The organism is Sphingobium sp. CFD-2, assembly GCF_024611135.1.
Taxonomy (GTDB): domain Bacteria; phylum Pseudomonadota; class Alphaproteobacteria; order Sphingomonadales; family Sphingomonadaceae; genus Sphingobium; species Sphingobium fuliginis.
On record NZ_CP084406.1, the window covers coordinates 1,127,847 to 1,151,888 of the forward strand.

The 24,042-nt window shown below is 65.6% G+C and carries 19 protein-coding genes; 8 read left to right on the forward strand and 11 right to left on the reverse strand.

Features of this window, described 5'->3' with window-relative positions; translation table 11 throughout:
- Nucleotides 1-129 precede the first annotated feature (129 nt).
- Genes LDB29_RS25245 through LDB29_RS25265 form a run of 5 tightly spaced genes read left to right on the forward strand, consistent with a single transcriptional unit; the run spans nucleotide 130 to nucleotide 5,776 of the window.
- Nucleotides 130-1,266 (forward strand): glycosyltransferase, encoded by a 1,137-nt coding sequence (locus tag LDB29_RS25245; RefSeq protein ID WP_025547684.1) that lies wholly within the window; start codon nucleotides 130-132, stop codon nucleotides 1,264-1,266.
- Nucleotides 1,263-2,387, forward strand: coding sequence for a polysaccharide biosynthesis protein GumK (locus tag LDB29_RS25250; RefSeq protein ID WP_044661107.1), 1,125 nt, complete (start codon nucleotides 1,263-1,265; stop codon nucleotides 2,385-2,387). Before LDB29_RS25245 ends, LDB29_RS25250 begins: the two co-directional genes overlap by 4 nt.
- On the forward strand, nucleotides 2,380-3,636 hold the full coding sequence (locus tag LDB29_RS25255; RefSeq protein WP_238320157.1) for a polysaccharide biosynthesis protein GumE: 1,257 nt from the start codon (nucleotides 2,380-2,382) through the stop codon (nucleotides 3,634-3,636). Before LDB29_RS25250 ends, LDB29_RS25255 begins: the two co-directional genes overlap by 8 nt.
- Nucleotides 3,633-4,712 (forward strand): acyltransferase, encoded by a 1,080-nt coding sequence (locus tag LDB29_RS25260; protein ID WP_025547688.1) that lies wholly within the window; start codon nucleotides 3,633-3,635, stop codon nucleotides 4,710-4,712. The genes LDB29_RS25255 and LDB29_RS25260 overlap by 4 nt, the downstream gene beginning before the upstream one ends.
- A 20-nt stretch (nucleotides 4,713-4,732) precedes the next feature.
- Nucleotides 4,733-5,776 carry an acyltransferase family protein gene (locus tag LDB29_RS25265; RefSeq protein ID WP_137708876.1) on the forward strand — a complete coding sequence of 348 codons (1,044 nt, stop codon included), beginning with the start codon at nucleotides 4,733-4,735 and terminating at the stop codon, nucleotides 5,774-5,776.
- Nucleotide 5,777: 1 nt separating this feature from the next.
- On the opposite strand, the gene LDB29_RS25270 is transcribed toward LDB29_RS25265, so the two are convergent.
- The 8 genes from LDB29_RS25270 to LDB29_RS25305 form a co-directional block, all read right to left on the reverse strand.
- Nucleotides 5,778-7,073 carry a hypothetical protein gene (locus tag LDB29_RS25270; RefSeq protein WP_025547691.1) on the reverse strand — a complete coding sequence of 432 codons (1,296 nt, stop codon included), beginning with the start codon at nucleotides 7,071-7,073 and terminating at the stop codon, nucleotides 5,778-5,780.
- A 1-nt stretch (nucleotide 7,074) separates the two neighbouring features.
- Complete coding sequence (locus LDB29_RS25275) at nucleotides 7,075-7,485, reverse strand: multidrug efflux SMR transporter (RefSeq protein ID WP_025547692.1); 411 nt, start codon at nucleotides 7,483-7,485, stop codon at nucleotides 7,075-7,077.
- Nucleotides 7,486-7,506: 21 nt separating this feature from the next.
- Nucleotides 7,507-8,958 (reverse strand): UbiA family prenyltransferase, encoded by a 1,452-nt coding sequence (locus tag LDB29_RS25280; protein ID WP_025547694.1) that lies wholly within the window; start codon nucleotides 8,956-8,958, stop codon nucleotides 7,507-7,509.
- A 112-nt stretch (nucleotides 8,959-9,070) separates the two neighbouring features.
- Nucleotides 9,071-9,478, reverse strand: coding sequence for a cytochrome c (locus LDB29_RS25285; protein WP_025547696.1), 408 nt, complete (start codon nucleotides 9,476-9,478; stop codon nucleotides 9,071-9,073).
- Complete coding sequence (locus LDB29_RS25290; RefSeq protein WP_306812584.1) at nucleotides 9,475-11,061, reverse strand: flavin monoamine oxidase family protein; 1,587 nt, start codon at nucleotides 11,059-11,061, stop codon at nucleotides 9,475-9,477. Before LDB29_RS25290 ends, LDB29_RS25285 begins: the two co-directional genes overlap by 4 nt.
- A 28-nt stretch (nucleotides 11,062-11,089) precedes the next feature.
- Entirely contained in the window at nucleotides 11,090-11,593 is a 504-nt protein-coding gene (locus tag LDB29_RS25295; RefSeq protein WP_065847265.1) for a RidA family protein, read from the reverse strand.
- Nucleotides 11,594-11,677: 84 nt separating this feature from the next.
- Nucleotides 11,678-14,626 carry an amidohydrolase family protein gene (locus LDB29_RS25300; protein WP_257557474.1) on the reverse strand — a complete coding sequence of 983 codons (2,949 nt, stop codon included), beginning with the start codon at nucleotides 14,624-14,626 and terminating at the stop codon, nucleotides 11,678-11,680.
- A 12-nt stretch (nucleotides 14,627-14,638) separates the two neighbouring features.
- Nucleotides 14,639-16,513 (reverse strand): gamma-glutamyltransferase family protein, encoded by a 1,875-nt coding sequence (locus LDB29_RS25305; protein WP_044661104.1) that lies wholly within the window; start codon nucleotides 16,511-16,513, stop codon nucleotides 14,639-14,641.
- A 452-nt stretch (nucleotides 16,514-16,965) separates the two neighbouring features.
- On the opposite strand from LDB29_RS25305, the gene LDB29_RS25310 reads away from it, so the two are divergent.
- Together LDB29_RS25310 and LDB29_RS25315 are read left to right on the forward strand one after the other, a co-directional pair.
- Nucleotides 16,966-20,088 (forward strand): TonB-dependent receptor domain-containing protein, encoded by a 3,123-nt coding sequence (locus LDB29_RS25310; RefSeq protein ID WP_171009941.1) that lies wholly within the window; start codon nucleotides 16,966-16,968, stop codon nucleotides 20,086-20,088.
- A 74-nt stretch (nucleotides 20,089-20,162) separates the two neighbouring features.
- Complete coding sequence (locus LDB29_RS25315) at nucleotides 20,163-22,040, forward strand: gamma-glutamyltransferase family protein (RefSeq protein WP_025547705.1); 1,878 nt, start codon at nucleotides 20,163-20,165, stop codon at nucleotides 22,038-22,040.
- A gap of 17 nt (nucleotides 22,041-22,057) precedes the next feature.
- On the opposite strand, the gene LDB29_RS25320 is transcribed toward LDB29_RS25315, so the two are convergent.
- From LDB29_RS25320 to LDB29_RS25330, 3 genes are read right to left on the reverse strand one after another with little or no spacing between them, the layout of a single operon-like run.
- On the reverse strand, nucleotides 22,058-22,264 hold the full coding sequence (locus tag LDB29_RS25320) for a DUF2945 domain-containing protein (RefSeq protein ID WP_044662960.1): 207 nt from the start codon (nucleotides 22,262-22,264) through the stop codon (nucleotides 22,058-22,060).
- Entirely contained in the window at nucleotides 22,264-22,449 is a 186-nt protein-coding gene (locus tag LDB29_RS25325) for a hypothetical protein (RefSeq protein WP_044661103.1), read from the reverse strand. The genes LDB29_RS25320 and LDB29_RS25325 overlap by 1 nt, the downstream gene beginning before the upstream one ends.
- A 26-nt stretch (nucleotides 22,450-22,475) precedes the next feature.
- Nucleotides 22,476-22,742, reverse strand: coding sequence for a DUF2171 domain-containing protein (locus LDB29_RS25330; protein WP_044661102.1), 267 nt, complete (start codon nucleotides 22,740-22,742; stop codon nucleotides 22,476-22,478).
- Between the two features lie 300 nt (nucleotides 22,743-23,042).
- Between LDB29_RS25330 and LDB29_RS25335 the strand changes: the two genes are divergently transcribed.
- Nucleotides 23,043-23,966, forward strand: a complete 924-nt coding sequence (locus tag LDB29_RS25335) for a LysR family transcriptional regulator (protein ID WP_025547710.1) — start codon at nucleotides 23,043-23,045, stop codon at nucleotides 23,964-23,966.
- The last annotated feature ends 76 nt before the right edge of the window (nucleotides 23,967-24,042 follow it).

Sequence of the window (24,042 nt, forward strand, 5' to 3'; positions counted from 1 at the left end):
GTTATGCCTTACTCGAAACAGGGGTGGGCTTTGGATATAACAGCCGCACAAGCAGCAGCGAATTGAGGGAATACCCCTAGGATATGTCCCAAGGGTCCGAACCCGATCTTCCCAGTGCGGACAGACAATATGCCGATGGTCGCCATTTACAGACGCGGTTTCCTGCCCTTGTCGGAGACCTTCATTGCGGACCATATCCGGTCGCTGCGCCGATACCGCCCCTTCGTCATGGCCGACGACATTGTCGGCGGCCATTATCGGGACGGACAGCAACTGCATCTGCTTCATGAACCCGGCGCCGGAAAGTGGAAAAGGATCAGCAGTCGGCTGACCGGACATTACGACCATCTGGACGGACAACTGTCCTCACGCTCCGCCGGCCTGATCCACGCGCATTTCCTTCAGGACGGCGCGGGCATCCTGCCGCTTGCCCTGCGGCGGCGCATGCCGCTGGTGGTGACGGCCCATGGCTATGACGCGACCGTCACCGCCCGCGAACATGCGCGGCGCACGGAAGGGCTCTGGTACCTGATGCTGAAGCCCGTCCTGATGCGCTATGTCGACGGCATCATCTGCGTGTCGAACTGGATCAGGCAGTGTCTGCTGGAGGCCGGCTATCCCGAAGGCAAGCTGCGGGTCATCCGCCTGGGCATCGACCCCGCCGCATTGCCGCAGGTGGATTCCCCCTCGCTGCGCCGGGGCGCGCTGTTCGTGGGCAGGCTGGTCGAGAAGAAGGGCGTCAACTTCCTGCTCGACGCCTGGGCGAAGCTGCCGCCCCGCCTGCGCGAGGAGCCGCTGACCATCATCGGGGACGGCCCGATGAAGCCGGCGCTGATGGATCAGGCACGAAAACTGGGCATCCAGCCGGTATTTGCCGGCCCGCAGCCGCGAGAGGCGGTGTTCGCCGCCATGGCCCGGCACAGGATCTTCGCCATGCCCAGCATCCGCGCCGCGAATGGCGACAGCGAAGGGCTGCCCATCGTGCTGATGGAGGCGCAGGCCCTGGGCATGGCTGTGGTCGCCTTCGACGACGGGCCGATGCGCGAAGCCATCCGGCCGGGGCAGAGCGGCCTGCTGGCGGAGCGGCGCGACACCGGCAGCTATGCCGCGCATCTGGAACGGCTGCTGCTGTCGGCGGACCTGTGCGAAAGCTTCGGCCGGGCGGGACGGGAATGGGTCAACAACAGTTTCCACATCCGGTCCAACATGGCGGAACTGGAAGATTATTACGACGAAATCATCGGCCGCAGGGAGAGACGCCATTGAACATCCCCATTTCGGCCGCCCTCGCACCCCATGGCGTCACCAACGCCCGCATCCTCATCCTGTCGCGCCACGATTATCGCACGGCGCGCCGCGCCAGCGTGCATTTCATCGCCCAGAAACTGGCCGAACGGGGTCATGACGTCGCCTTCCTGTCCATCGGCTACAGCTGGCTGTCGCGGCTGCGCGGCGACAGCCGGGCGGCGCTGGACCCGCGCGCCAACCGCTGGGAAACGGTGGACGGCCTGCGCGCCTATCTGTGGCGGACCCGCTGGCATCCGGTCAAGATGCCGGTGCCCGATGCGCTGACCGGCTGGCTGTTCCACCGCTGGGCGGGCATGGCCTGCCCCGCCCTGGACGAGGCGGCGGCGACGGCGGACCTCATCCTCATCGAATCCGGCATCGCCCCCGCGCTGATCCGGCGGGTGCGGGCCATCGCCCCGCATGCGCGGATCGTCTATCGCGCGACCGACCTGCTGGCGACCGCCGGCGTGCCGCCATGCATCGAAACGACGCTGCACAGGCAGGCGCGCGACATCGACATGGTCGTGGTCGTCGCCCGCAGCATGCTGCCGCATTTCGACAGCTTCGACTGTCCGCGCATCTTCATTCCCCATGGCGTCGACCTGCGAAACCTGCGCCGGCCGACCGTCAGCCCCTATGACCGGCCGCATAATGCGGTGGCGGTCGGATCGATGCTGTTCGACGAGGGCGCGATCCGCACGCTGGCGCAGGCGGTTCCCCATTTCACCTTCCACATGATCGGAACGCCCAGGCACGCCTTCCCGTCCAATGTGGTGCTGCACGATGAGATGCCCTTCGAACGGACGCTGCCCTATATCCAGCATGCCGATGTCGGGATCGCGGCCTATCTGCCGGCGGAAGCATCGGCCTATCTGGCGGATTCCAGCCTGAAGCTGATGCAATATGGCGCCATCGGCCTGCCCGCCGTCTGCCCGGATTTCGCGGTGGGCGAACATGGGCTGCGTTTCGGCTATCGGCCGGGCGACGCCGATGGGATGGTGCAGGCCTTCGCCAGGGCCGCCCAGACGCGCCGGCGGCCAGCGCCGACGCAGGATTGGGGCGATGTGGCCGACCGGCTGGTGGAGGTCGCCCTTGGCTGAGCTTGTCCTGCAAAGAGACGTCCGGATGCAAGGCGCCGGGGACATGCTGCGCGCGGTCGTGCCGGTGGCGGCCATGGCGCTGCTGGCGGCGACGGTCCTGTTCAACCCGTTCCTCGCCTGGGTGAACAGCCATGTCGCGCCGATGAACGGGTCGATCGTGTCCGTGATGCAGGGCGGCATCGTCATCTCTGCATTGCTGCTGGGCCTGTTCCAGCCGGTCGCGCTGGCGGCGCGATGGTGGACGCTGGCCGCGCTGCTGGTGATGGCCGTGCTGCTGACCAGCGCGATCCGGGCGCAGTTCAATCCCAAGATATTGGGCGACGTGCTGCTGATCCCGGCCTTCATCCTGCTGGGCACGGCGCTGCGCGCCGACCTGTTCCGCCGGTCGGTCCTCGTCATGCAGGCGTGCATCCTGCTGGTGGGCATGTGGGAACTGGCGCGGCCGGACCAATATGGCGCCTTCTTCAACGTGGTCGATTATTATGTGAACACGCGCGGATATGACGCCGACGCCTTCTGGGCGGGCGGATCGCTGTTCCTGAGTTCGGAACGGCCGGGCGGGCGGCTGTTGCTCAACGGCTTCGGTTTCCATCGCGGGTCGTCGCTGTTCCTGGAGCCGGTGTCGCTCGGCAACTGGGCGGTCGTCGTCACCATCTTCACGGCGGCCTGCTGGCGCGAACTGTCGCGCTGGGGCCGGGCCTTCATGGTGGCGTCCACCTTCGCGCTGCTGGTGATCTGCGACGGGCGGCTCGCGATGACGGTCATCCTGCTCTTCTGCCTCTATCTGCCGCTCTGCCGCTATCTGCCCGACCGCTGGAGCGCGATCTACCTGCCTGTCATGCTGGGCCTGCTTTGGCTGGGGGACGCGTTCGGCCTGCTGATGCCCAATGGCGACAATTTCGCCGGGCGGCTGGGCATCGGCCTGCATGCGCTGGGGACGATGGATGCCGCCGCATTGCTGGGGGTCAGCCCCGAATTCGCGCGGCTGGACGATGCGGGATGGGCCGATTTCATCCAGTCCCAATCCGTGCTCATCGCGCTCGGCCTCTGGCTGGCGCTGTCGCTCACCGGGTTCGGCAGGGCGCCGGGCGACCGCATGGCGAAACATGGCACCATGCTGTTCCTCATCCTGTGCCTGCCGATCAGCAATTCGCTGCTCTCGATCAAGACGGCGGCGTTGATGTGGGCGCTCTACGGCTTCTGCTTCGCACGCGGGCGGAGGGCAGCGGACAGCACGCCCCCGGCATGAGCGGGCGGCATATTCCAGCGCTGGACGGGTTGCGCGGCTTTGCGGCGCTGATCGTGATGCTGTCGCATTTTCCCGATGTCGGGCTGCCGCCCTGGGTCAATCACCGCCTGGGCGATTATGGCGTGATGCTGTTCTTCGTGCTGAGCGGTTTCCTGATGGGCCATCTCTATCTGGGGCAGAAGCCCGACGTCGCGGCGCTGCTGCGCTATGGCGCGGCGCGGGCGGGGCGAATCCTGCCGCTTTATCTGGCGGTGTCGCTGCTGTCCTTCTTCCTCTTCAGCTATGCCGATCCGGCCTTCATCTATCGCATAGACGGCCAGCAGCTCCTGCGGTTGCTCAGCTTCACCAGCGCGCAGCCGATCTTCTGGTCCATCGGCCCGGAATTCCAGTTCTATTTCCTCTTTCCGCTGATCTGGATGGCGTTCCACAGCAGCCGCCCGAACAGGCCGGTCGCCTTCCTGGCGCTGGCGACCGCGATCTGCCTGAGCTATGCGATCAGCAGTTGGACGCCGGGCTTCTCCGTCTTCGCAAAGCTGCACATCTTCATCGCCGGGATCGGCACGGCATTGCTGATGAAGGCGGCGCCGCCGCGCCCGCCGCTCGCCATGCTCGTGCTGGGAAGCGCCCTGGCCTTCCTGGCCGCCATCCTGCTGTCGCCGGCGTGGGCCGAACCCTTCCTCTTCCCGTCGACGCGCGGCGACCCCAAGCATATCGGCTATTATGGCGATCTGGCGAAGGTCCTGCTCTGCGCCTGCGTCATCCACAGCGCGACCATCGACCATCGGCTGAACGACTGGCTGTGGGGCAATGGCGCGATGCGGCGGCTGGGGGCGTGGAGCTTCTCGCTCTATCTGCTGCACATGCCCGCTTTCTATCTGGCGGGATATCTGCCGGTGCCGCCGGCGCCGCGCGCCGTGGCATCGCTGCTGCTGGCGGTCGGCATCGCGGCGCTGTCCCATCGCTTCGTCGAAGGGCCGGCCAACCATTGTTTGCGCCGCCTGCTTGCAAGGCTGTTCGACCGGCAGCCCAAGGTCATCCTATTGCCCGATCTCAGCCGGGCGGAGGTTCGAAGGTGAGACGATAAGGATAAAGCCAGATGCGCAAGGAAAACAGGGTCGCGCACGGGTCGGTGAAGGAGGATGAGGGACGCATAGACTGGCTGGACGTGGCCAAGGGCCTGTCGATCCTGCTGGTCGTCTTCCATCATGCCGCGCTGACGGGTGCTTCCATCGGCCATGGCTGGGCGGTCTTTTCCACGCTCGATGCGTTGGCGAAGCCGGTCCGCATGCCGCTGTTCTTCGCCATAGCGGGGCTGTTCGCCGCCGGGGCGCTCAGCCGGTCCTGGGGCCGGCTGCTGACCGGCCGGGTGGCCAATCTCGTCTGGCTCTACAGCCTGTGGACCGTGATCTACTGGCTGTTCTTCCGCTATTTCGACCCGACCGACGGGCTGAAGCCGCTGGGCCTTTCCAAATGGCAGCTCATCTATATGTGGATCATCCCGCCCAGCGGACAATGGTTCCTGTGGCTGATGGCGATCTATCTGGTCCTTGCCAAGGCGATTGCCCGCTTCCGAAGTCCCGTCCATCTGTCGGCGATCTTCCTGCTTTGCGTCCTGTCGGCCGGGCCGGTGGCGGAACTGCCCCATTATCCGTGGCGCAACGGCCTGCTCTATGCGCCCTTCTTCATCGGCGGGGCATGGTATGGCCGGGCGCTGGCGGAGCGGGCGCCGCGCCATGCCGCGACGCTGATCGTGGGCGGAACGGCAGGCTTTGCGGCCCTTTCGATGCTGACGTGCCATCCCGGCGCGCAGATCGGCCTGTCCATGGCGGGCCTGATGGCGGCAGTCGGCGTCGCCCTGTTGCTCAGCCGGATTTCGTGGCTGAAGGGGCCGCTGATCTTCTTCGGGCGGCGAACGCTCAGCATCTACCTCGGCCATGGGCTGGTCATCGCCGCGCTGTCCATGCCGCTGTCCGTCCTGCCGCTGGGGGATCATGCCTTTCTATGGGTCACGCCCTTCCTGATGCTGTTCTCCCTGTTCGGATCGCTGGTCCTTCACGACCGGGCGGGAAGTCTGGGCCGGATGTGGCTCTATAGCGACGAAGGCATGCGGCAGTCCTTGCCGAAGCGGTTCAGCATCTGACTCAGATGCCGGATGCGCGGCCATGCTGCTTGTCCAGGGCAATCTGGTTGGAAAGCTTCGCCGCGGTCAGAAACTGCCGCTCATTATGGATGGAACCGACGGCGATGAAGAGGATCAGCGCGCCGACGACTGCCTTGCGATAGGGGGAGAACCATCCCAGCGCCGCGAAAGCCAGCGCGGCAACCGCGATGTCCGCCGCGTAAAGGAAGGTGATTTCTCCATAGACGCTGTGGAAGAGTATCTTCGAAGCCAGGAACAGGCCCAGCGCCAGGCCGATGGGCCGCCTCTGCCGGTCGGCCAGCGTTCCCGCGACGCCTCCGGCCAGCAGGACCAGCCAGGCGGCGGCGGCGATGCCGCCCGCGACGCCCCACTGGCCGAGCGGCGCGAACTGATTGGTCACGACCGTCGAGGAGCCGATCTCCGTCTGCATGTCGGCCCGCTGCGGCGATGGCACGACGCCCGGCATCAGCAGGGCGTTGCGCGCGCTGATGGACGGGTGCCATGCCATGCCGGCGGCGTGCATCTTCGGTCCGGCATAGGTCTTTTCCTTGACGATGATGCGCGGGTCGAGCCAGAAGGCGGCGCGGTGCAACAGCTTCATCTGGACCGCGGAGACCGCCGACACCAGCAGGAAGGCGCCCCCGCTGACCAGCAGGAACTGGCGGAACGGCAGGCGGAAGAAGGCGGCCGCCAGCCCCAGGCCCCAATTGGTGATCAGCATCGCGACGCTTGCCGCCGAAGCGACGATCCAGCCGGCGCGGGGCAGGCTCCGCATCGAACAGGTGAAGATCAGCATCAGCACGATGCCGGTCGCGCTGAATGCATAGGTTTCGATAAAGGCATACCAGTGGAGGAAACCGGCGCTGGCGAGCAATGCGAGGGTGAAGCCGGCGGCCGCCGCGGGGGCAAGGCCCATCAGCCGCATCGCCACATGGAAACCCCCCGCGCTGACCGCGGCGGCGAGCATCAGCAGCAGGCCGATCGCCTGCATCGGCGGCAGGCCCAGCAAGGCCAGCGCCTTGACCGATGACAATGCGGTTATGGAAAAGAGCGGATGGGCGACGGTGCGGTTCTGGTACGGGCTCCAGCGCTCCGTCATGTTGGAGATGACGCGGGGCGGATCGGCCTGGAAATAGATGTTGAACGTGTCATAGACCTGCGGCGACAGCGCCTTGCCGTTGAACAGGCAGATCGCCATGGCCGTCATGCTGAGCAGGATGACCAGCACCAGGTCGACGCGGCCGACGCCGATCGGCCAGATGCGGCGGGCGGGCGCGCCAAGCGCGGTCGCGGCCATCTCAGCTCAGCCCCGTCACGAGCACGCCCGCCACGATCAGCCCGATGCCCCCGAGACGCGCCGGCGAAATCGCCTCCCCCAGCAGCCAGAAGCCGCAAATGGCGGTGACCACGATGCCGAGCGCGACGCAGGGATAGGCCTGCGACAGGTTCATGCGGGACAGGACCATCAGCCACGCCCCGGCGCTGAGGCCGAACATCGCCATGCCGACGATCACCAGGGGGGTGGTCGCGATGGTGGTCGCGATCTCGATCGCCGATCCGCGCGCCAGCGCATTCTGCACCGGGACGCCGTTCATGCCGATCTTCATCAGCACCTGCGATCCGGAGGACAGCAGCACGCAGGTCAGGACCAGAAGCGGCCACAGCAGGCCGGCGGCCGCGCGATGTTCAGCCAGGGCTTGGGCAGGCAAGGTTTTCCTCCGGGGATGGGATCAGTGCGCCGCGAACATGATGAGCAGGACCAGGCAGACCATGCCCGAACTCATGCGGTCGCGCAGGGCGAAGACGACCGGATCGTCGTGGATCAGGCGGCGATGCGCCAGCATCAGCATCCGCCCCACCCAATAGAGCATGATCGGGCAGATGATCCACAACAGGTCGGGATGGCGATAGGAGCCGTTGACGGCCGGCGAGGTGAAATAAAGCGCCAGCACGGTGATGGAGACATAGGCGGAAGCCACCGCCATCGACATCACCATGGTCATGTCGCTGACCTTGTAATTGCGGTTGCTGGCGTCGCCCAGATCGGCGTCCTTGCGCTTGGCGAGTTCGGTGTAGCGCTTGATCAGCGCCAGGCTGGTGAAGAACATGACCGCGAAGGCGAGCAGCCAGTCGGACATGACGATCCCCGTCGCCGCGCTGCCGCCGATCACCCGCACGGCGTAGAGCAGGGATAGCGCCAGGACATCGATCAGGAATTTCCGCTTGAGCACGAAGCTGTAGGCGCTGGTAAGCGCGAAATAGCCGAACAGCACGCCCAGCAGCGGCAGCGACACCATCGCCCCCGTCAGCAGGCCGAGAGTCAGCAGCAGGCCCGACACGATCAGCGACGCCCCGATCGGCAACTGCCCGCTGGCGAGCGGACGGCCGCGCTTGCTGGGGTGCCGCCGGTCGGCATGCAGGTCGACGATGTCGTTGACGATATAGATGGACGACGCGATCAGGGAGAAGGCGACGAAGGCGCAGAGGCTTTGCAGCAGGGCCAGCCGGGTGATCTCATTGCCGATCAGCGGCGGCACGAAGACCAACGCATTCTTCACATATTGGTGGACGCGCAACTGACGCAGCCAGAGCCCGGGGCTGGCCCCTTCCTCCGCCAGGGCCTTGAGCGGGCGGCCCCTGCGCTGCATATGGCGGAAGGCGGCGGTGGGCGCGCGCACGGCATAGCCTTGCGCGGCATGCTCCCAGACCGGGACGTCGACCATGGCATTGCCGATATAGTCGAAGCCGCCCTCCCCGAATTCCGCGACCAGCCGGTCCCGCTTGGCCCTGCCCGACAGGTTGGTCGTCCCGTCGGACGCGAACCAACCGTCGAACAGGCAGAGATGATCCGCGATCTGCGACACCAGCCGGGCATCGGCCGCCGAGGCGAGGTAGGTCGGCCTTCCCTCCGCCCGCGCCGCGCGGATCAGGGAGAGCACCTGATCGTCATAGGGCAGGTAATGGGGATCGAAATCGGGGCTGTCCGCCAGTTCCGCCTTGATCGCCGCCTTGTTCCATCCCATGCGCAGAAAGGACGAGAGGATGGTGCGGGGTCTGTCGTTGAAGGCCGAGATCAGGCATTCGACCAGCAAGTCCCCCTTGATCAGCGTGCCGTCCAGATCGACGACAAGCGGACGGCATTGGGTATTCACCTGCGGCTTCGACTGGACAGCAACTTGCATGGCTTCCCCTTCACTTCATCCAAACTGATTAGATGTGAGGCGAGGAAGCGAATCAATTAAGGGGAAATTGCTAAGGGTTTTCGCGGTGCGCGGGAAGGAACAGCCTTTCCTGTCACTCCGCGCTTCGGCCGGGCCTGGCGATGCGTTTCACGTCCGCTTCCGTGACGGGTTGGGGATAGGCGTTGCCGAAATGGGTCCGCACATAGGTGATGACCGCCGCCACCTGCGCTGGCGAGAGCATGTCGCTCATCGGCGGCATCGCGCCCTTGCCCTTCGTCACGATGGTGACCGGATAGGCGGGATCGGCCAGCTTCCTGTTCTTCGCCAGAGCCGGAATGGCGCCGCCGCCGCTGCCCATGGCATTGGGCATGTGGCAGGCGGCGCAGATCTGCCTGTAGACCTTCTCCCCATCCACCGCCTTGTTCTTCGCCTGCACGCCGCCGGGCGTGTCGGCATGGCCCGGCGCGGCGAGAAGGGCCAATAGCGGCGGGACGAGGATCAGGGCGCGGCGCGGGCTCATGCCGCCTGCGTCCGCTGGTGGATGCGCGTGATCGCGTCGAGGCCGGAGAGCAGCGATCCTTCCATCCAGCCACCATAATAGCTGGCATGTTCGCCCGCCAGCACCACGCGCCCGTCAATGGCGACCAGATTCTGGTAATGCGCCTCCCGGTTCTCCTCGCTCCAGCGCGATGTGCATCCCAATATCCAGGGCACGCGGCTCCAGGGCACGGAAACGCCGTTCAGGAATTCCTTGCGATATTGCGGATGGAAGATTTCGCCCTGCGCCAGCGCCGCCTCTATCCGTTCCTGCGGCGTCATGCCGGTCAGTTCGAACGCACCCGCATCGCGGGCGAACGCGCCCAGCAGCACCGCCGGTCCCGGCGCGAAGAAGCGGTCGTTGGGATAGGATAGCTGCGCGATCGGCTGGTCGGTGAAGCTGTGGCCGCCATAGATATTGTCGTCCTCTTCCCAGAAGCGGCGCTTGAATTCCATTCCCATCTTGAGTTGGCCGGCATAGGGCACCGCCTTCATAGCCGCCGCCAGTTTCGGCCCCACTTGCATCTCGACCTGGCTGATGATCGACAGCGGGATGGTGCACACGCACCAGTCGGCGCTGACGCTGTTCATCCTGCCGCTCGGCACGTCCCTGTAGCTGACGGTCACGCCCTTGCCGTTCTGGGCGACCTTCGTGACCTTGGCATTATAGGTGATGAGCTTGCCGACCTGCTTGGCGAAGGCCTTGCCGATCATGTCCATGCCGCCCACCGGCTGGAACATGGTCGTCTGCATCACATAGTTGAAATAGAAGCTCATCGCCGTCCAGACCTGCGGGTCGAGCACGTCGCCCAGCTTCGCGATCTGGGAGGGCGTGGGAGCACCGCCGACGCCGCCGCCGGGCGGGCGGTCATAGCCCCGCTGGGCGGAGACGGCCACGCTGCTGGTATAGGCCATATTGTCGTCGAGCACGCCCCAATGGCGCAGCGCCTCCAGCAGCTTCTCCTTGTCCTCCGCGCTCACGCTGCCGTCCAGCGCCTTGGCGTTCGCGGCCTTGGCCAGCAGTTCCGAGCTGTGGCCCCGGAAGTCGGTCGCCACCGCCTTGTAGCGCTGCGGCTTGCCGTCAAAGGCTTCGCTGGAATGGATGAAGCCATTATGGTTGAGCTGGATGAACGGCTCCAGCGCCACGCCGAACTGCCGGCAATAATGCAGCAGGCAATTATGATGATGCGGGATGCGCCAGGGGCCGGGATTGATGTAGTTGCCCGGCGCGAACTGCACCTTCTGCACGGTGCCGTCGCTTTCGGTGAAGGTGTCGCCGCCGCGCAACGTATAGTTGCGGCCGCCCGGACGGTCCTGAAACTCCAGGACTTTGACCTGATAGCCCGCCTTTTCCAGTTCATAGGCGGCGACCATGCCGGCCAGGCCCGCGCCCAGCACGACGACCGACGCGCCCGGCTTCGCGCCGGAGAGGACGGGGGGACCGTCGAACTGGGTTTCGGCGGCATGGCCCAGCGCGGTCATCGCCTGGTACATGGCCGCCGCGCCACCCGCCTTGCCGATCAGGCCCAGAAGCTGGCGGCGGCTCGGCTGCATGCTATTCTCCATAATACCCCCTGTGCGCGGCGGCGGAAGTTCAGTTGCCCCTGGCAGCGATCGCCTCGATCTCGATCAATTGCTGCGGCCGGGCGAGACCTGCGATCTGGAAGGCCGAGCGCGTCGGCAGGTTGGGCTGATCGGCGGTACCGAAGAATTTCTTATAGGCCCGCGTCATGCCGTCGCGGTCCATCTTACCGCCCAGCTTGGGGTCTCCCACCAGGAAGACGGTCAGCTTGACCACATCGCCCATGGTGAGACCCATTTCCGCAAGCTGCGCCTTCATCCTGGTGAAGATCGACATTGCCTGCGCCTCGGTATCGCCAAAGGCGCCGGGGCTTTCCGTATCCTTGGGGTCGATGGGCGCGCCGGTCGCGCCGGAGAGGAAATAGAGCGTGCTGCCGGGCGGGACCACGGCGGCGCTGGCGATCATCGCGCCGGGGGCCTGTTTATGCTCCACCGGCGCGGCATGGGCCGTCGATGACAAGGAAGCGGCGGCCACGATGCCGACAAGAGAAAGCCTGAACGCCGACGGATTTGCCATGAACGCCCCCATTCCCATATTGCTGATGCCTGTATCCCGATGAACGAGGCGGGAAGGAAAATCCGCCATGCCTATGTTGCGGTATCATTGCCCGCCGGAAACAAGTTCCGCGACGTCATAATATTTTCCGTTGGCGATCACCTTCCTCACATTGAAAGTGTTCGCGATATTCTCCCGCGGATCGCCCGCGAGGAGGGTAATGTCCGCCAGCTTGCCAGCCTCCAGCGTCCCTGCGTCCAGGTTGAGCGACTTGGCCGAATTGACCGTCGCCGTCTGCAAGGCCTGGAAGGGCGTCAGCCCCGCATCCACATAGGAGGAAAGCTCCGCATGCAGGTTGGTCGCGATCATCGTGTCGGTGCCCGCCGCGACCAGCGTGCCGGCATCGAACATCTTCTTCAGGCTGGTCAGGCTGCCCGCCATCATCGGCCGCAACAGCGCCGCCATCGGATCGCTTTCCGTCACCGTCTTGCGCGCCCAGATCGGATAGAGGTTGATGCGCGGATCGTCGCGATAGGACGGGTTCTTCTCCAGATAATTGGTCAGGGCGCCGAAATTGGTGGGTGTCAGCGTGCGGCCGCTCCTGCCGAAAAGCTGGATCACATCTTCATAGGCCATGCCCATCGGCCCCTGCTTGGGCGAATAGCCGCGGCGGCTGGTCGCGCCCAGATGCTCGGTCGCGTCGACCCCTGTATAGGCGGCGGGGAAGATTTCATGGCCGGTGACCGGCACGCCCATCTGGTGCGCCGCCTCCACGATGCGCCGCTGGTAGATGTCGGGCATGCGGACATAGCTTTTCAATATGTCGTATTTGAGGATGCGGGCGCGCTCCAGCTCCCGCTCCAGATGAGCCGGGCCGGAAACGGCGACGCCCATCTTGTAATAGACGCGCTGCCATTCGAACAGCGGCCCGTTGACATAGAGGCGCGGGCTGATGCGCACGCCCGCTTCGGCTGCCTCCCGATCCTCTATCGCGTCATAGACCTGGTTGCCCGGATCGCGCACGGTGGTGATGCCATAGGCGAGCCATGCGCGTTCCAGATTGGAGCCGAAATCCTTTTGCAGATGGGCGTGATGCTCGATCAGGCCGGGAATGGCGGTGAGGCCGGTGCCGTCGACAAAATGCTCCGCCTGATGCAGCGCCGGATCATGATCGCGGATCGCGGCGATGCGGTTGCCCTCGATCACGATGTCCTTGTCATGCTGGGTCTCGTCGCGGACGGAGTCGACCAGATTGCTGACGTGGATCACCATCCGCCCGGTCGGATTGGCGAGGCGGTAGCTGAGGTCGACCGGAATCTCCCGGATCACGCCGGTTTCGGTATCGATCGCCTTCAGCTTGTCCGACGACTGGTAGAGGATGGTGCGGCTGTCAGCGGTCCAGGTCGGGAAATAGGAGATTTCGGAGGTGTAGCTGCGCGGCGGACCCATCGGCTTGCCGTCGGCGGCGACGGGCCAGATCTTGAGCAGGCCTTCGTAGATCGCCGCCATCTTCGTGCCGTCAGGCGACCAGGCGGGACCGCCGCCGCCCCGCGTGTCGGTTCCGGCATTGTCCTGCGGCACCTGCCAGAAGGGCTCGCCCTTGCCATCGGCGGGGATGACGTAGATCTGGTTGGTGCCCTCACGGAAGCTGTTCGAATATTTGTAGGAGAGCGCGATGGCGACATATTTGCCGTCCGCCGACCAGGTGGGGCTGCCCGGCTGGCCGAGCGATGCCTGAAGCCGCGTCACCTTCCCGCTCGCCACGTCGACGACGCAGACGCCCGCGACGCCCCAGCGCCCGTCGACGTCGAGGAAGGCGATGCGCCCGCCGTCATGCGACCAGGTTGCGCCAAGCGGCTGGGTGTCCATGTCGGTGAGCTTGCGGTCCTTGCCGGTCCTGAGATCGCGTATCCACAGTTGCGGCAAGCCGCCGCCCTTGTCGGAGGTATAGACGATGCTCTGCCCGTCAGGCGACCATGCGGGATCGGCGTCCAGCGCGGCGTCCTTGGTGAGGTTCTCCGGCACGCCGCCCTTGGAGGACATAAGGTAGAGATCGCCCAGCGCCACGAAGGCGATGCGGCTGCCGTCGGGCGAAATGGTGGGATGGACGATGCCCAGCGCCTTGCGCGGCGCGGTGGAATCCCAGTCGCGCTTCGCCCGCGCATAGCTGGGCTTCACCACCTCCAGCGTGGCGGCGAAATCGACGGTGGAGAGGCGTCCGCCGCTCCGGTGCCTGATCTTGCCGTCCGAGACGTAATAATAGCCGCCCCTCCCCCAGCTTATGCGGAAGGGAAAGACATTCTCGATCCCGCTGACGGCCTTGCCATCGACCTCCAGGTGGCTGCCCTTCGCGTCCTGCACTACATAGGCGAGTTCGCCGCCGGGGCCGAAGGAGGGCGCATCCACCCTGCCCTCGACCTGCTTGAGCAGGCTTTCCTTGCCGTCCGTCAAGGCGGTCGAATAGAGCGCCGTCCTGCTGCCCTCTATCCCCGCATAGGCGATCCTCGCGCCATCGGGCGACCAGCTCGGCATCCGGTCCTCGCGCGGACTGCTGCTGATCTGCTTCACCGCCCCGCTGGCGACGTCCAGCGTCCAGATGTCGTAATTGCCGCTGCGGTCGGAGGAGAAGGCGATGGTCTTCCCATCGGGCGACCAGGCCGGTTCGCGATCATCCCACGCGCCCAGCGTCAGCTTGCGCATGTCGCTGCCGTCGGGCTTGATCGTCCAGAGATCGTAGCCGCCGTCGCGATAGGCGAAATAGGCGAGGCGCGATCCGTCGGGCGACCAGACCGGCTGGCGCGCATCGTTGAAATAGTCGGTGATGCGCTTCGCCTTGCCACCCCTGGCGGGGATGATCCAGAGGCTTCCCTGAAGGTCCACCGCCAGCCATTTGCCGTCCGGCGATACGGAGACGGCCATGGAGGTGCCCTCATGCACGTCGAAGGCGATGGGCTTTTCCCCACCCGGCGGGGGCAGATTGGCGGGCTGGGCATAGGCCTGCACGGCGCAGGCCGAAAGCAGGGCGATGGAAAACAGCTTCAGCGGAGACTTCATGTACGCGCCCTCTTACCAACCAAAGACATAGCGTTCGCGGCGCACGTCCGCCCCGCCGCGCAAGGTGCCGCTGCCAGGCACGACGCCCGCCGCGACGATGCCGGTGGAGACGGCGAACGGCCCTAGCACGTCGAGCTTGTGCCCGCGCGCGGCCAGATCGTCGCGGACCGATTGCGGCACGCGATTCTCGATCTCCAGCACGCCCGGTTCATCCTTCTTGATCGCGAAGGAGGCGTGGAAATGGTTGCTGTTGATGCGCGGCGCCTCGATCGCGGCCTGGAGCGGCTGGTCGAAGGCCAGCACGCGCAGCAGCACGTTCATGATCTGCTGGTCCTGATTGTCGCCGCCCGGCGTGCCGATGGCCAGATAGGGCGCGCCGTTCTTCAGCACCATGGAGGGCGAGAGCGTCGTGCGCGGACGCTTGCCAGGGACGAGCACATTGGGGCTTTCGGGGTCGAGGTCGAAGACGGTCAAGCGGTTGCTCATCGGCACGCCAGTGTCACCCGCGATATAGGCGCCGCCCAGCAACCAGCCCGAACTGGGCGTGGCGCTGAACAGATTGCCGTCCTTGTCGACCACTTCGATGGCGGTGGTGTCGGCGGTCGGGCGCGGCGGGGCCTTCAGCATATGCGGCGTAAAGGCGGGCGTTGTCCGAGCCTTGCCCTCGAACGCCCAGGGGTCACCATAGCGATGCTCCAGCGAAGCCTTCGGCCCGATCTGCTTCGCGCGCTCTGCGGCATAGGCCTTGGACAAGAGGCCCTTCATCGGCACGGTCGCGAAATCCGGGTCTCCGAAAAAGGCGTTGCGGTCGTCGAAGGCGAGCTTGATCGATTCCGCGACGATGTGGAGATAGGGCGCGGACCCCGGCTCCATCGACGCGATGCCCGCCGCCTCCGCAATGTTGAGCGCCATCAGCATGGCCGGGCCCTGGCTCCAGAAACCGCCCTTATAGACTTCATAGCCGAAGACGCTGGTCATCGTCGGGGTTTCGACCTTGCCCTTATAGGCGGCGAGGTCTTCATAGCGCATCAGTCCGCCGTCGCGCTCCATCGCCGCGCCGATCCGCCGGGCGATGTCGCCCTTGTAGAAGGCGTCGCGCCCGGCCTGGATCGCGGCCTTGCGGTCCTTCGTCTTCTTATAGGCCGCCCGGTCCGCTTCCGCGATGATGCGAATGGTCTTCGCCAGATTGGGCTGGCGGAATATCTCGCCCACTTTCGGCAAGGCCCCACCCGGATAATAGGTGTCATAGGCGTCCTTCCACTTGGACGTCGCCTTCTTCTGGCTGGCGAAGACTTCGGCCAGGAAGTTATACATGACGAAACCGTCGGCCAGTTCGATGGCGGGTTGCAGAACCTGATCGAGCGTCATCGTGCCGTTGAGCTGCAAGGCCAGTGCCATGGCGTCGACCATGGCGGGCACCGTGCCGCCATTGGGGCCGTTGCCGGGGATGACGCCCGCCCTGGCGAACCTGTCCGGCGTGGCGAGCATGGGCGCGACGCCCTGCCCGTTCACCAGCGAAACCTTCTTCGCCTTCGCGTCGTAGATGATGGTCGGCGCTTCGCCGCCGAAGCCGAAATGCGAAATCTCCGTCACGGCGGCCGCGAACACCGCCGCGACGCCCGCGTCCGTCGCATTGCCGCCCGCCATCAATATGCGCGTCCCCGCCGCCACCGCATAATGACGCCCGGCGGCGACGATGCCGAAATTGCCGACGATCTCCGGCCGCAGCGTTTCGCCGGCGCTCACCAGCCGGGTCGGCTCCAGCGGCGCCCTGGCGGCGGGCGCCGCGTCCTGCGCGGAGGCTCCCGTCTGGGCCAGGGCGACGCCCCCCACAGCCAATGCCGCGAAGTCGCGACGGCTCAATCCCTGCCCTGCAGTATCGGTCATGAACGAAGATCCCCTGTAATCGGCATAGTCAGCGCTACCCGAGGGAAAGCAGGCATCTGCCTTGCCGGTCGTTTCCCTGTAACGAGAATGATCCCGCTTTCCACTATGCTTCAGGAAATTTCATGGAATTTTAAAAATATTCATCCGGCCATGGCGGAAATCATGTTCTGATCAGTTCTACTCTCCCGAACGGATGCGATAGTGGGCGTTTCGTCCGTCAATGCATGCTGCCGGCGTGGGGCCGGAAACAACATGGTCCACAGGGGATGATGCCGGAACTCCAGCTATCGGGGGATCCGCGAATGCACAGTCTGGGCCAATTCCCAATATATAAGAACAACCGCCTGTCGTGCACGGGATTCATCGGCGCGCACCTGCCCGATAGCTGAACCGCGCAAAGCCCGTCCGCCGAAGGGATCGGCGGACGGGCTTCATCACAGGGGAACAGCAAGATGAGGGTGAGTAGGAACAGCATTTCGACGCTGGCGGGAGCCAGCCTTTGGGCATTGACGGCAGGGGCGCTTCACGCGCAGACAGCAGCCGACACCGCTCCGCAGGACAGCGGAGCAGACGCCGAGATCGTCGTCATCGGCACCCAGATCAGGGGCGCGAACACGACCGGCGCGCTGCCCGTCAGCGTGGTGGGCGAACAGCAGATCGAAGCGGTGGCCGCAGTGTCCGGCGCCGATCTTTTCCGGTCCATCCCGCAATTGGGCGGCGTGACCTTCAACGAACAGGTGCTGGGCGGCGGCAATGCGAACGCGGCGCGCGGCGACGTTTCCACCGTATCGCTGCGCGGCCTGGGCCAGGGCAACACGCTGCTGCTGATCAACGGCCGCCGCACCGTGCTGCACCCCACGTCACAGGCCATCACCGGCGTCATCGATTCCGGCGTCCCGACTTTCGGCTATAACGCCAACACAATTCCCGTCGGCAACATAGCGCGCGTCGAAGTGCTGCGCGACGGCGCGGCGGCTCTCTACGGTTCGGATGCTGTTGCCGGCGTCGTCAACAATGTCCTCAATTCCGATTTCAACGGCGCCAAGTTCGACGCGCAATATGGCGGAGCGGAAGGTACCAATCTTCGCGAGTTCACCGTCAACGGCCTGATCGGCAAGGATTTCAGCGAAGGACGCGGCAACATCACCCTGTTCGCCGGCTATGCGCAGAAGTCCAAGCTTTATCTCAGCGATCAGGATTATACCGCCAATGTCGACCGGCGCGGCTATGTGGCGGGCACCAGCTTCGCCGGCGTCTCCGCGTTCAACGGCACCAGCACCAGCACGCCCTGGGGCACGTTCCGCGCGCTCAGCCCCGCCGCCAACGGCACCTTCCTCAACCGGACGATCACCAGCAACGGCGTCGCCTTCACCAACAGTTCCAGCCAGTTCCACATCCAACCGAGCACCAACAGCGGATGCCGCATCCCGTCGGGCACCACCGGCACATGCTATGATGACGGCAACGGCGCGACGGAAATGGCGAACGTCGATTCCAACCTGCGCTTCAATTCGCCGGCGACGTTCGACGACCTCACCACCCAGCCTTCGGTCAAGCGCATCAACCTGTTCGCCAACGGGCATTTCGACCTGACCGACAACCTGACCCTCTATGGCGAAGCGGGCTTCTATCGCGGCAAGACGGAAGCGATCATCGGCGCGCCGGGTTCGCTGGCGAACATCCCGATCACCGTCGCCGCCAACGCCTATTGGAATCCGCTTGGGCCCATCGGTTCCCCCAACCGCCTGCCCGGGCTCAGCACCGCCGTCGTTCCGGCGACGGGCCTGCCCGTCCAGATCACGTCCCTCAGCTATGTCGATGTCGGGTCGCGCAGCGTGGAGGTGACCAATTATCAATATCGCTTCCTGGGTGGCCTGAAGGGTAATATCGGCAATTGGGACTGGGATACGGCCGGCCTCTATACATGGGCCACCGCCGCGGATACGCAGGAGAACTTCTCCAACACTTTGCTGCAGGCCGCGATCAACCGCACGACGCCCGACGCCTACAACCCCTTCAACGGCGGTTGCGTCGACGCGCCGTCCATCGGCGACTGCACGCCCAACAGCGACGCGACCATCGACAGCTTCCGCATCAAGGCGACGCGCAAGACACGCACGTCGCTGGCCCTGTGGGACTTCAAGATTTCCAACGCCCATCTGCTGGGCCTGTGGGCGGACAACAGCATCGGCATCGCGGCAGGCGTCGAATATCGCCGCGAAACCTATCATGACAATCGTTCCCCCTATCAGGGCGGCATTCGCGGGGTCGACACCACCTATACCGATGCCGTCACCGGCATCTTCTACGGTTCCGACCTGGGCGGCGCCAGTCCCAGCCCCGACGTGCGCGGCAAGCGCAACGTGAAGTCCGCCTATGCGGAACTCGCCATCCCGATCTTCAGTCCGGAAATGGAGGTTCCCTTCTTCCGCAGCCTCGATTTCCAGATCGCCGGACGTTATGAAGACTATAGCGACGTCGGATCGGTCGCGAAGCCGAAGATCGCGGGAAGCTGGGAACTGCTTCAGGGCATGCGGTTGCGCGGTTCCTGGTCGCAGGGCTTCCGCGCCCCGAACCTTGAGGTGATCAATACCTCCACGCTGGACCGCGTGAACACCGGCATCGACTATGTGCTCTGCGAAGCGGACCTGCGCGCCGGGCGGATTGCCAACTTCTCCCAGTGCAACCGCAGCATCTCCGTCCTGCGGCGCAGCGGCGGCAATCCCAATCTGAAGCCGGAGGAATCGGAAAGCTGGAGCTTTGGCGCGGTCATTTCCCCGCCGCTGGGCGACGGCTGGGGCAAGGTGACGTTCACCGTCGACCGCTGGCGCATCAAGCAGAAGAATGTGGTCGGCCTGCTCGACTATCAGAACGGCCTCAACCTCGATTATCTGCGGCGCGTGCAGGGCAGCAGCAATCCCAATGTCGTGCGCCGCGATCCCACGGCGGACGACGTGGCGCTGGTGGCGGGCACCGGACTCGCCCCGGTGGGCGAGCTGCTCTATGTGGTCGCCAATTTCGAGAACCTGCTGCCGGTGACGGTGCAGGGCATCGACTTCAACCTCGACTATCTGCTGCCGACCGCATCGATCGGCACCTTCTCCCTCAACGTCAACGCATCGCGCCTGATCAGCTATTATGTCGATGCTCCGGCAGGGGTGACGGCGGTGATCGACGGGCGCTCCGCGGGCCTGGTCAATGCGGGCGTGCCGATCCAGGGCGGCGGCGACGTGGTGGGCCGCGACGGCCAGCCGCGCTGGCGGATCGCGGCGACGCTCGACTGGACGCTGGGGCCGGTCAAGATCGGCGCCTATACGCAGTTCATCGACAGCGTATATGAGAATGCGGTACGCGATGGCTCGACCAATCCCTGGATCGTGAAGGGACAGACGACCGTCAATCTCTATGCCCAATATACGTTCAAAAATGGCGGGCCGCTCAACGACACGAGCATCCAGATCGGCGCGCGCAACATCTTCGACAAGGACCCGCCATTGGCGTCGGGCGGCTATCTGTCGAACCTCTACCAGCCGCAGGCGCGCTACTGGTACACCAGCATCAAGAAATCCTTCTGATGCGGCGGGATGCGGCGCCATGCTCCCGGCGCCGCATCCCCTTTTCCCTTGCCCCCAGGATCGAAGGTTGACCCATGTCCGCTCCCGATAAGCCCCGGCGCCCGGAAGCGCTCGACCGTCGAGAATTGCTGGCCGCCGGGCTTGCGGGACTGGCGCTCACGGGCCTTCCATCCGCCGCCCGCGCGCAATCGGGCGCCCGCGCCCCCGACGCGCCCCGCTCCGGCGGAACGAGCGTCGCGGCGCACCGTGTCGAAGTGCCGATGCCGCATGGCGGCGTCACCGCCGGTCATCCGCTGGCCGCCATGGCCGGAACCCGCATGCTGATGCAGGGCGGCAGCGCGGCCGACGCGGTGGTGGCCGCCATGGCGGTGATGAATGTCGTCGAACCCTGGGCATCGAGCGCGGGCGGCAACGGCTTCGCCACCTGCCTCGACCGCAAGGCGGGCAAGGTCCACTCGCTCGCCTTCACCGGCGGCGCGCCGCGCCTGCTCGACCCGCAGGTCGATCCCAAGGCGCTGGACCATGGCCCGAAGGCGTTGACGGTGCCCGGAGCCTTTGGCGGCTGGATCGCGCTTGCCCGGCGATTCGGCAGGTTGCCGCTCGCCACATTGCTGGAGCCGGCGATCGGCTATGCCCGCGACGGCCACCCGCTCGACCCGTCCATCGCCCTGTTCATCGGCCGGGCGCAAAAGACGCTGAGCCTCTATCCGACCAGCGCCGCCCTGTTCCTGCCGGATGGACAGCCGCCTGCGGCCCGCTCGATCTTCCGCAATCCCAATCTCGCCCGCACGCTGCAAGCGCTGGCCGATGCCGAGACGAAGGCGCTGAAGGGCGGCGCGGACCGGGATCGTGCCCTGCAAGCCGCCTATGACTATTTCTACTCAGGCCCCATCGCGCAGGAATTTGCGCGCTTTTCGACCGAAACCGGCGGCTGGCTGCGCCTCGACGATCTCAAGGCCTATCAGCCGCGCTGGAGCGATCCGGTCAGCACCCATTATCGCGGGCTGGACGTCTATAGCAGTCCGCTGACCTCCCGCACCGGGCTGGAACTGTGCGAGCAGCTCAATCTGGTCGAGGGTTTCGACCTGGCCGCCCTGCCCGCCGAGGGGCCGCAGCTCACTCATCTGCTGATCGAGGCGATCAAGGTCGCCAAGGCGGATGTCTATCGCTACGCCGCCGATCCCCGCTTCGCCCAGACGCCGGTCGAGGGCCTGCTCTCCAAGCGTTTCGCGGCGGAACGGCGCAGGCTGATCGATCCCGCCCGGGCGGGTCTCTATCCGGAGGGGGGCGATGCCGCCGCCTTCGACCGGGCGGCGCTGGAACAGGCGCGGCCGCGCTTCGCGGCGCGGGGCGACGACCGCACGCGAGGGGGCGACACGACCAGCCTGTCCGCCGTCGACGCGGACGGCAACGCCATCGCCGTCACGACCACCATTGGCGGCGGCTTCGGCACTTTTCTGGTGATGGGCGATACGGGCATCCTCTTCAACAACGGGTTGAGGCTGGGGTCCACCGCACCCTATGACGGGCACCCGAACAAGGTCGCGCCGGGCAGGATCGCGCTTTTGGGCAACGGCCCCACCATCGTTCTGGACAAGGGCCGGCTGCACCTGGTGTTCGGATCGCCCGGCGGCGAAACGATCGGCCAGACACAATTCCAGTTCCTGGTGAACATGGTCGATCGCGGCATGCCGATCCAGGCAGCCATAGAGGCGCCGCGCTTCGCGCTCGATGCCGATCCGAATTTCTACAGGCCCGGCGCTGCCATTACCGTGCAGGCGGAGGGCCGCTTTGCCGATCCGGTGCTGCAAGGGCTGACCGCCATGGGCCACCGGATCGAGAAGGTCGGCCCCTATGCGATCGGCAGCGTCCAGGGCATAGCGGTCGATCCATCGGGCGCGCGCATGGGCGGGGCGGACCCCCGCCGCATGGGCTATGCGGTCGGTTATTGAGGCGACCCGCGGGGCGCTTACCGCTTCCTGAGGGCATCGGGCTTGTGCGCAGCCCGCTTGCCCTCGTCCGTTTCCACGATGAATTCGGGATTGCCCGGCGTGGCGGCCACCTTGTGGCCCTTGATCCGCGTGGTTTCGGTGACCTTCTTCACCACCTTGCCATGGGCCTGTCCGCCATGGCTTTTCCACGTCACGGGATCGCCTTTCCTGAAGGTGCCCGCCATCATGCGCCTCCCGGATCGACGGAGAAGGCGATCTTGCGCCGATCCATTTCCTCGACCACGGCCTGAAGGAAGGGGGACAGATTCTCCGTCTCCTTGTCCGAGGCCGTTTCCCAGCTGTCGATCAGTTCCTCATCGGTCATGTTCCCGACCTCGGCCCTATGATCGCTTTGCGCATCCGCAGCCATGACGATCCTCCGCTCTACGGCCTGGGTCAGTTGCCGTCGTCCATGATCGCTTCGCCGCCTTCCTCCTCCTCCAGGAGAACCGCTGCGGAACCCGACGCCGAAAGCCTGACCTGGTTCCCTTCCACCGCGGCGACCAGCCCGCCGGCAATGAAATGATGATGGTCCCCATGCGATCCGCTGTCGGCCTTGACCATCTTGATCCGGTCGCCTTCCACCTTGTCGACCGTGCCGATGTGCACGCCGTCGGCGCCGATGATGTCCATATGTTCCTTGATTGCACTCAGCTCTGCCATGTCCGTCTCCTTCTTCCGCCCTGAACGCATGGAGCCGCGCGAGAGATACGCCGGGCGCCGCCGACTGGCGCGCCGGAGCCACGACTTCACGCAAAAGCGCCCCTCTGCCCAGATGGGCCCGGCACCGGGCCGCATGCCTTCGGCGCGGCCGATCGACGACGAAAGTATCGTCCCGGTCCCGATGCGGACATTGCGACGAATCTCCTGAAAGCTTACGGTTTCAGGCAAGGCCGTCTGCCCGGCCGTCGGCGGTTCAAGGTCGACGCGGCCGGAAAGTCATACTCCGGAGGTATCATCATGTTGGACATGCGCCTTCTGCGCTACTTCGTGGCCGTGGCGGACGAGGGCAATTTCAACCGCGCGGCGGAACGGCTGCACATCGCGCAGCCGCCGCTGTCGCGCGCGATCCAGCAGCTGGAGGCGCATGTCGGCGCGCCCCTGCTGGACCGCGCCAGCCGTCCGCTGCGGCTGACCGGCGTGGGGCGCCTGCTGCATGCGCAGGCGGTGCAGGTGCTGAGCCGCATGGAAGATGTGGAGGCGATGGTGAAGGCGGCGGCGACCAGCCGGCGGCGGCGGCTGGTGATCGGCTTCGTCGCCTCGACCATCTATGCGCGGCTGCCCGAATTGATCCGCGCGTTCCGCAAGGTCGCCGACAATGTCGAACTGGTCATGGTGGAAAGCACCACGCTGGACCAGATCGCCGCGCTGAAGGAAGGGCGGATCGATGTCGGGTTCGGCCGCATCCGGTTCGAGGACCCGGGCGTGCGCCGCATCATCCTGCGCGATGAAAAGCTGGTCGCCGCCTTTCCGATCGACCATCCCCTGGCAAGCGGCGAAGGGCCGATTTCGCTGCGCGAACTGGCGGACGAACCGCAGATCGTCTATCCCCGCGCGCCCCGCCCCAGCTATGCCGATCAAGTGATTTCCCTGTTCCGCGACCAGGCGATTGAGCCGCGCATCGTCCATGAAGCGCGCGAGCTTCAGATCGCCATCGGCCTCGTCGCGGCGGAGGAAGGCATGGCGATCGTTCCCGAATCAGTCCGGCGGGCGCGCAGCCACGACGTCGCCTTTCGCGAACTGGCCGAACCCGCCACGTCCCCCATCATCTTGAGCCATCGTCCCGGCGACCGCTCCCCCGAACTCGCGCTGATGACATCGGTCGTCGCCCGCAAATATGCGGAGTGGGGCTATGACGTGCCCGCCGCGCTGAGCGAGGAATCCTGAGCGGGCTGCGCGAAACGGCGGTTCCGCCAGTCCACCCCTGCCATTTTTCACGGAGATATGGCGTGCGCCTTCCGCC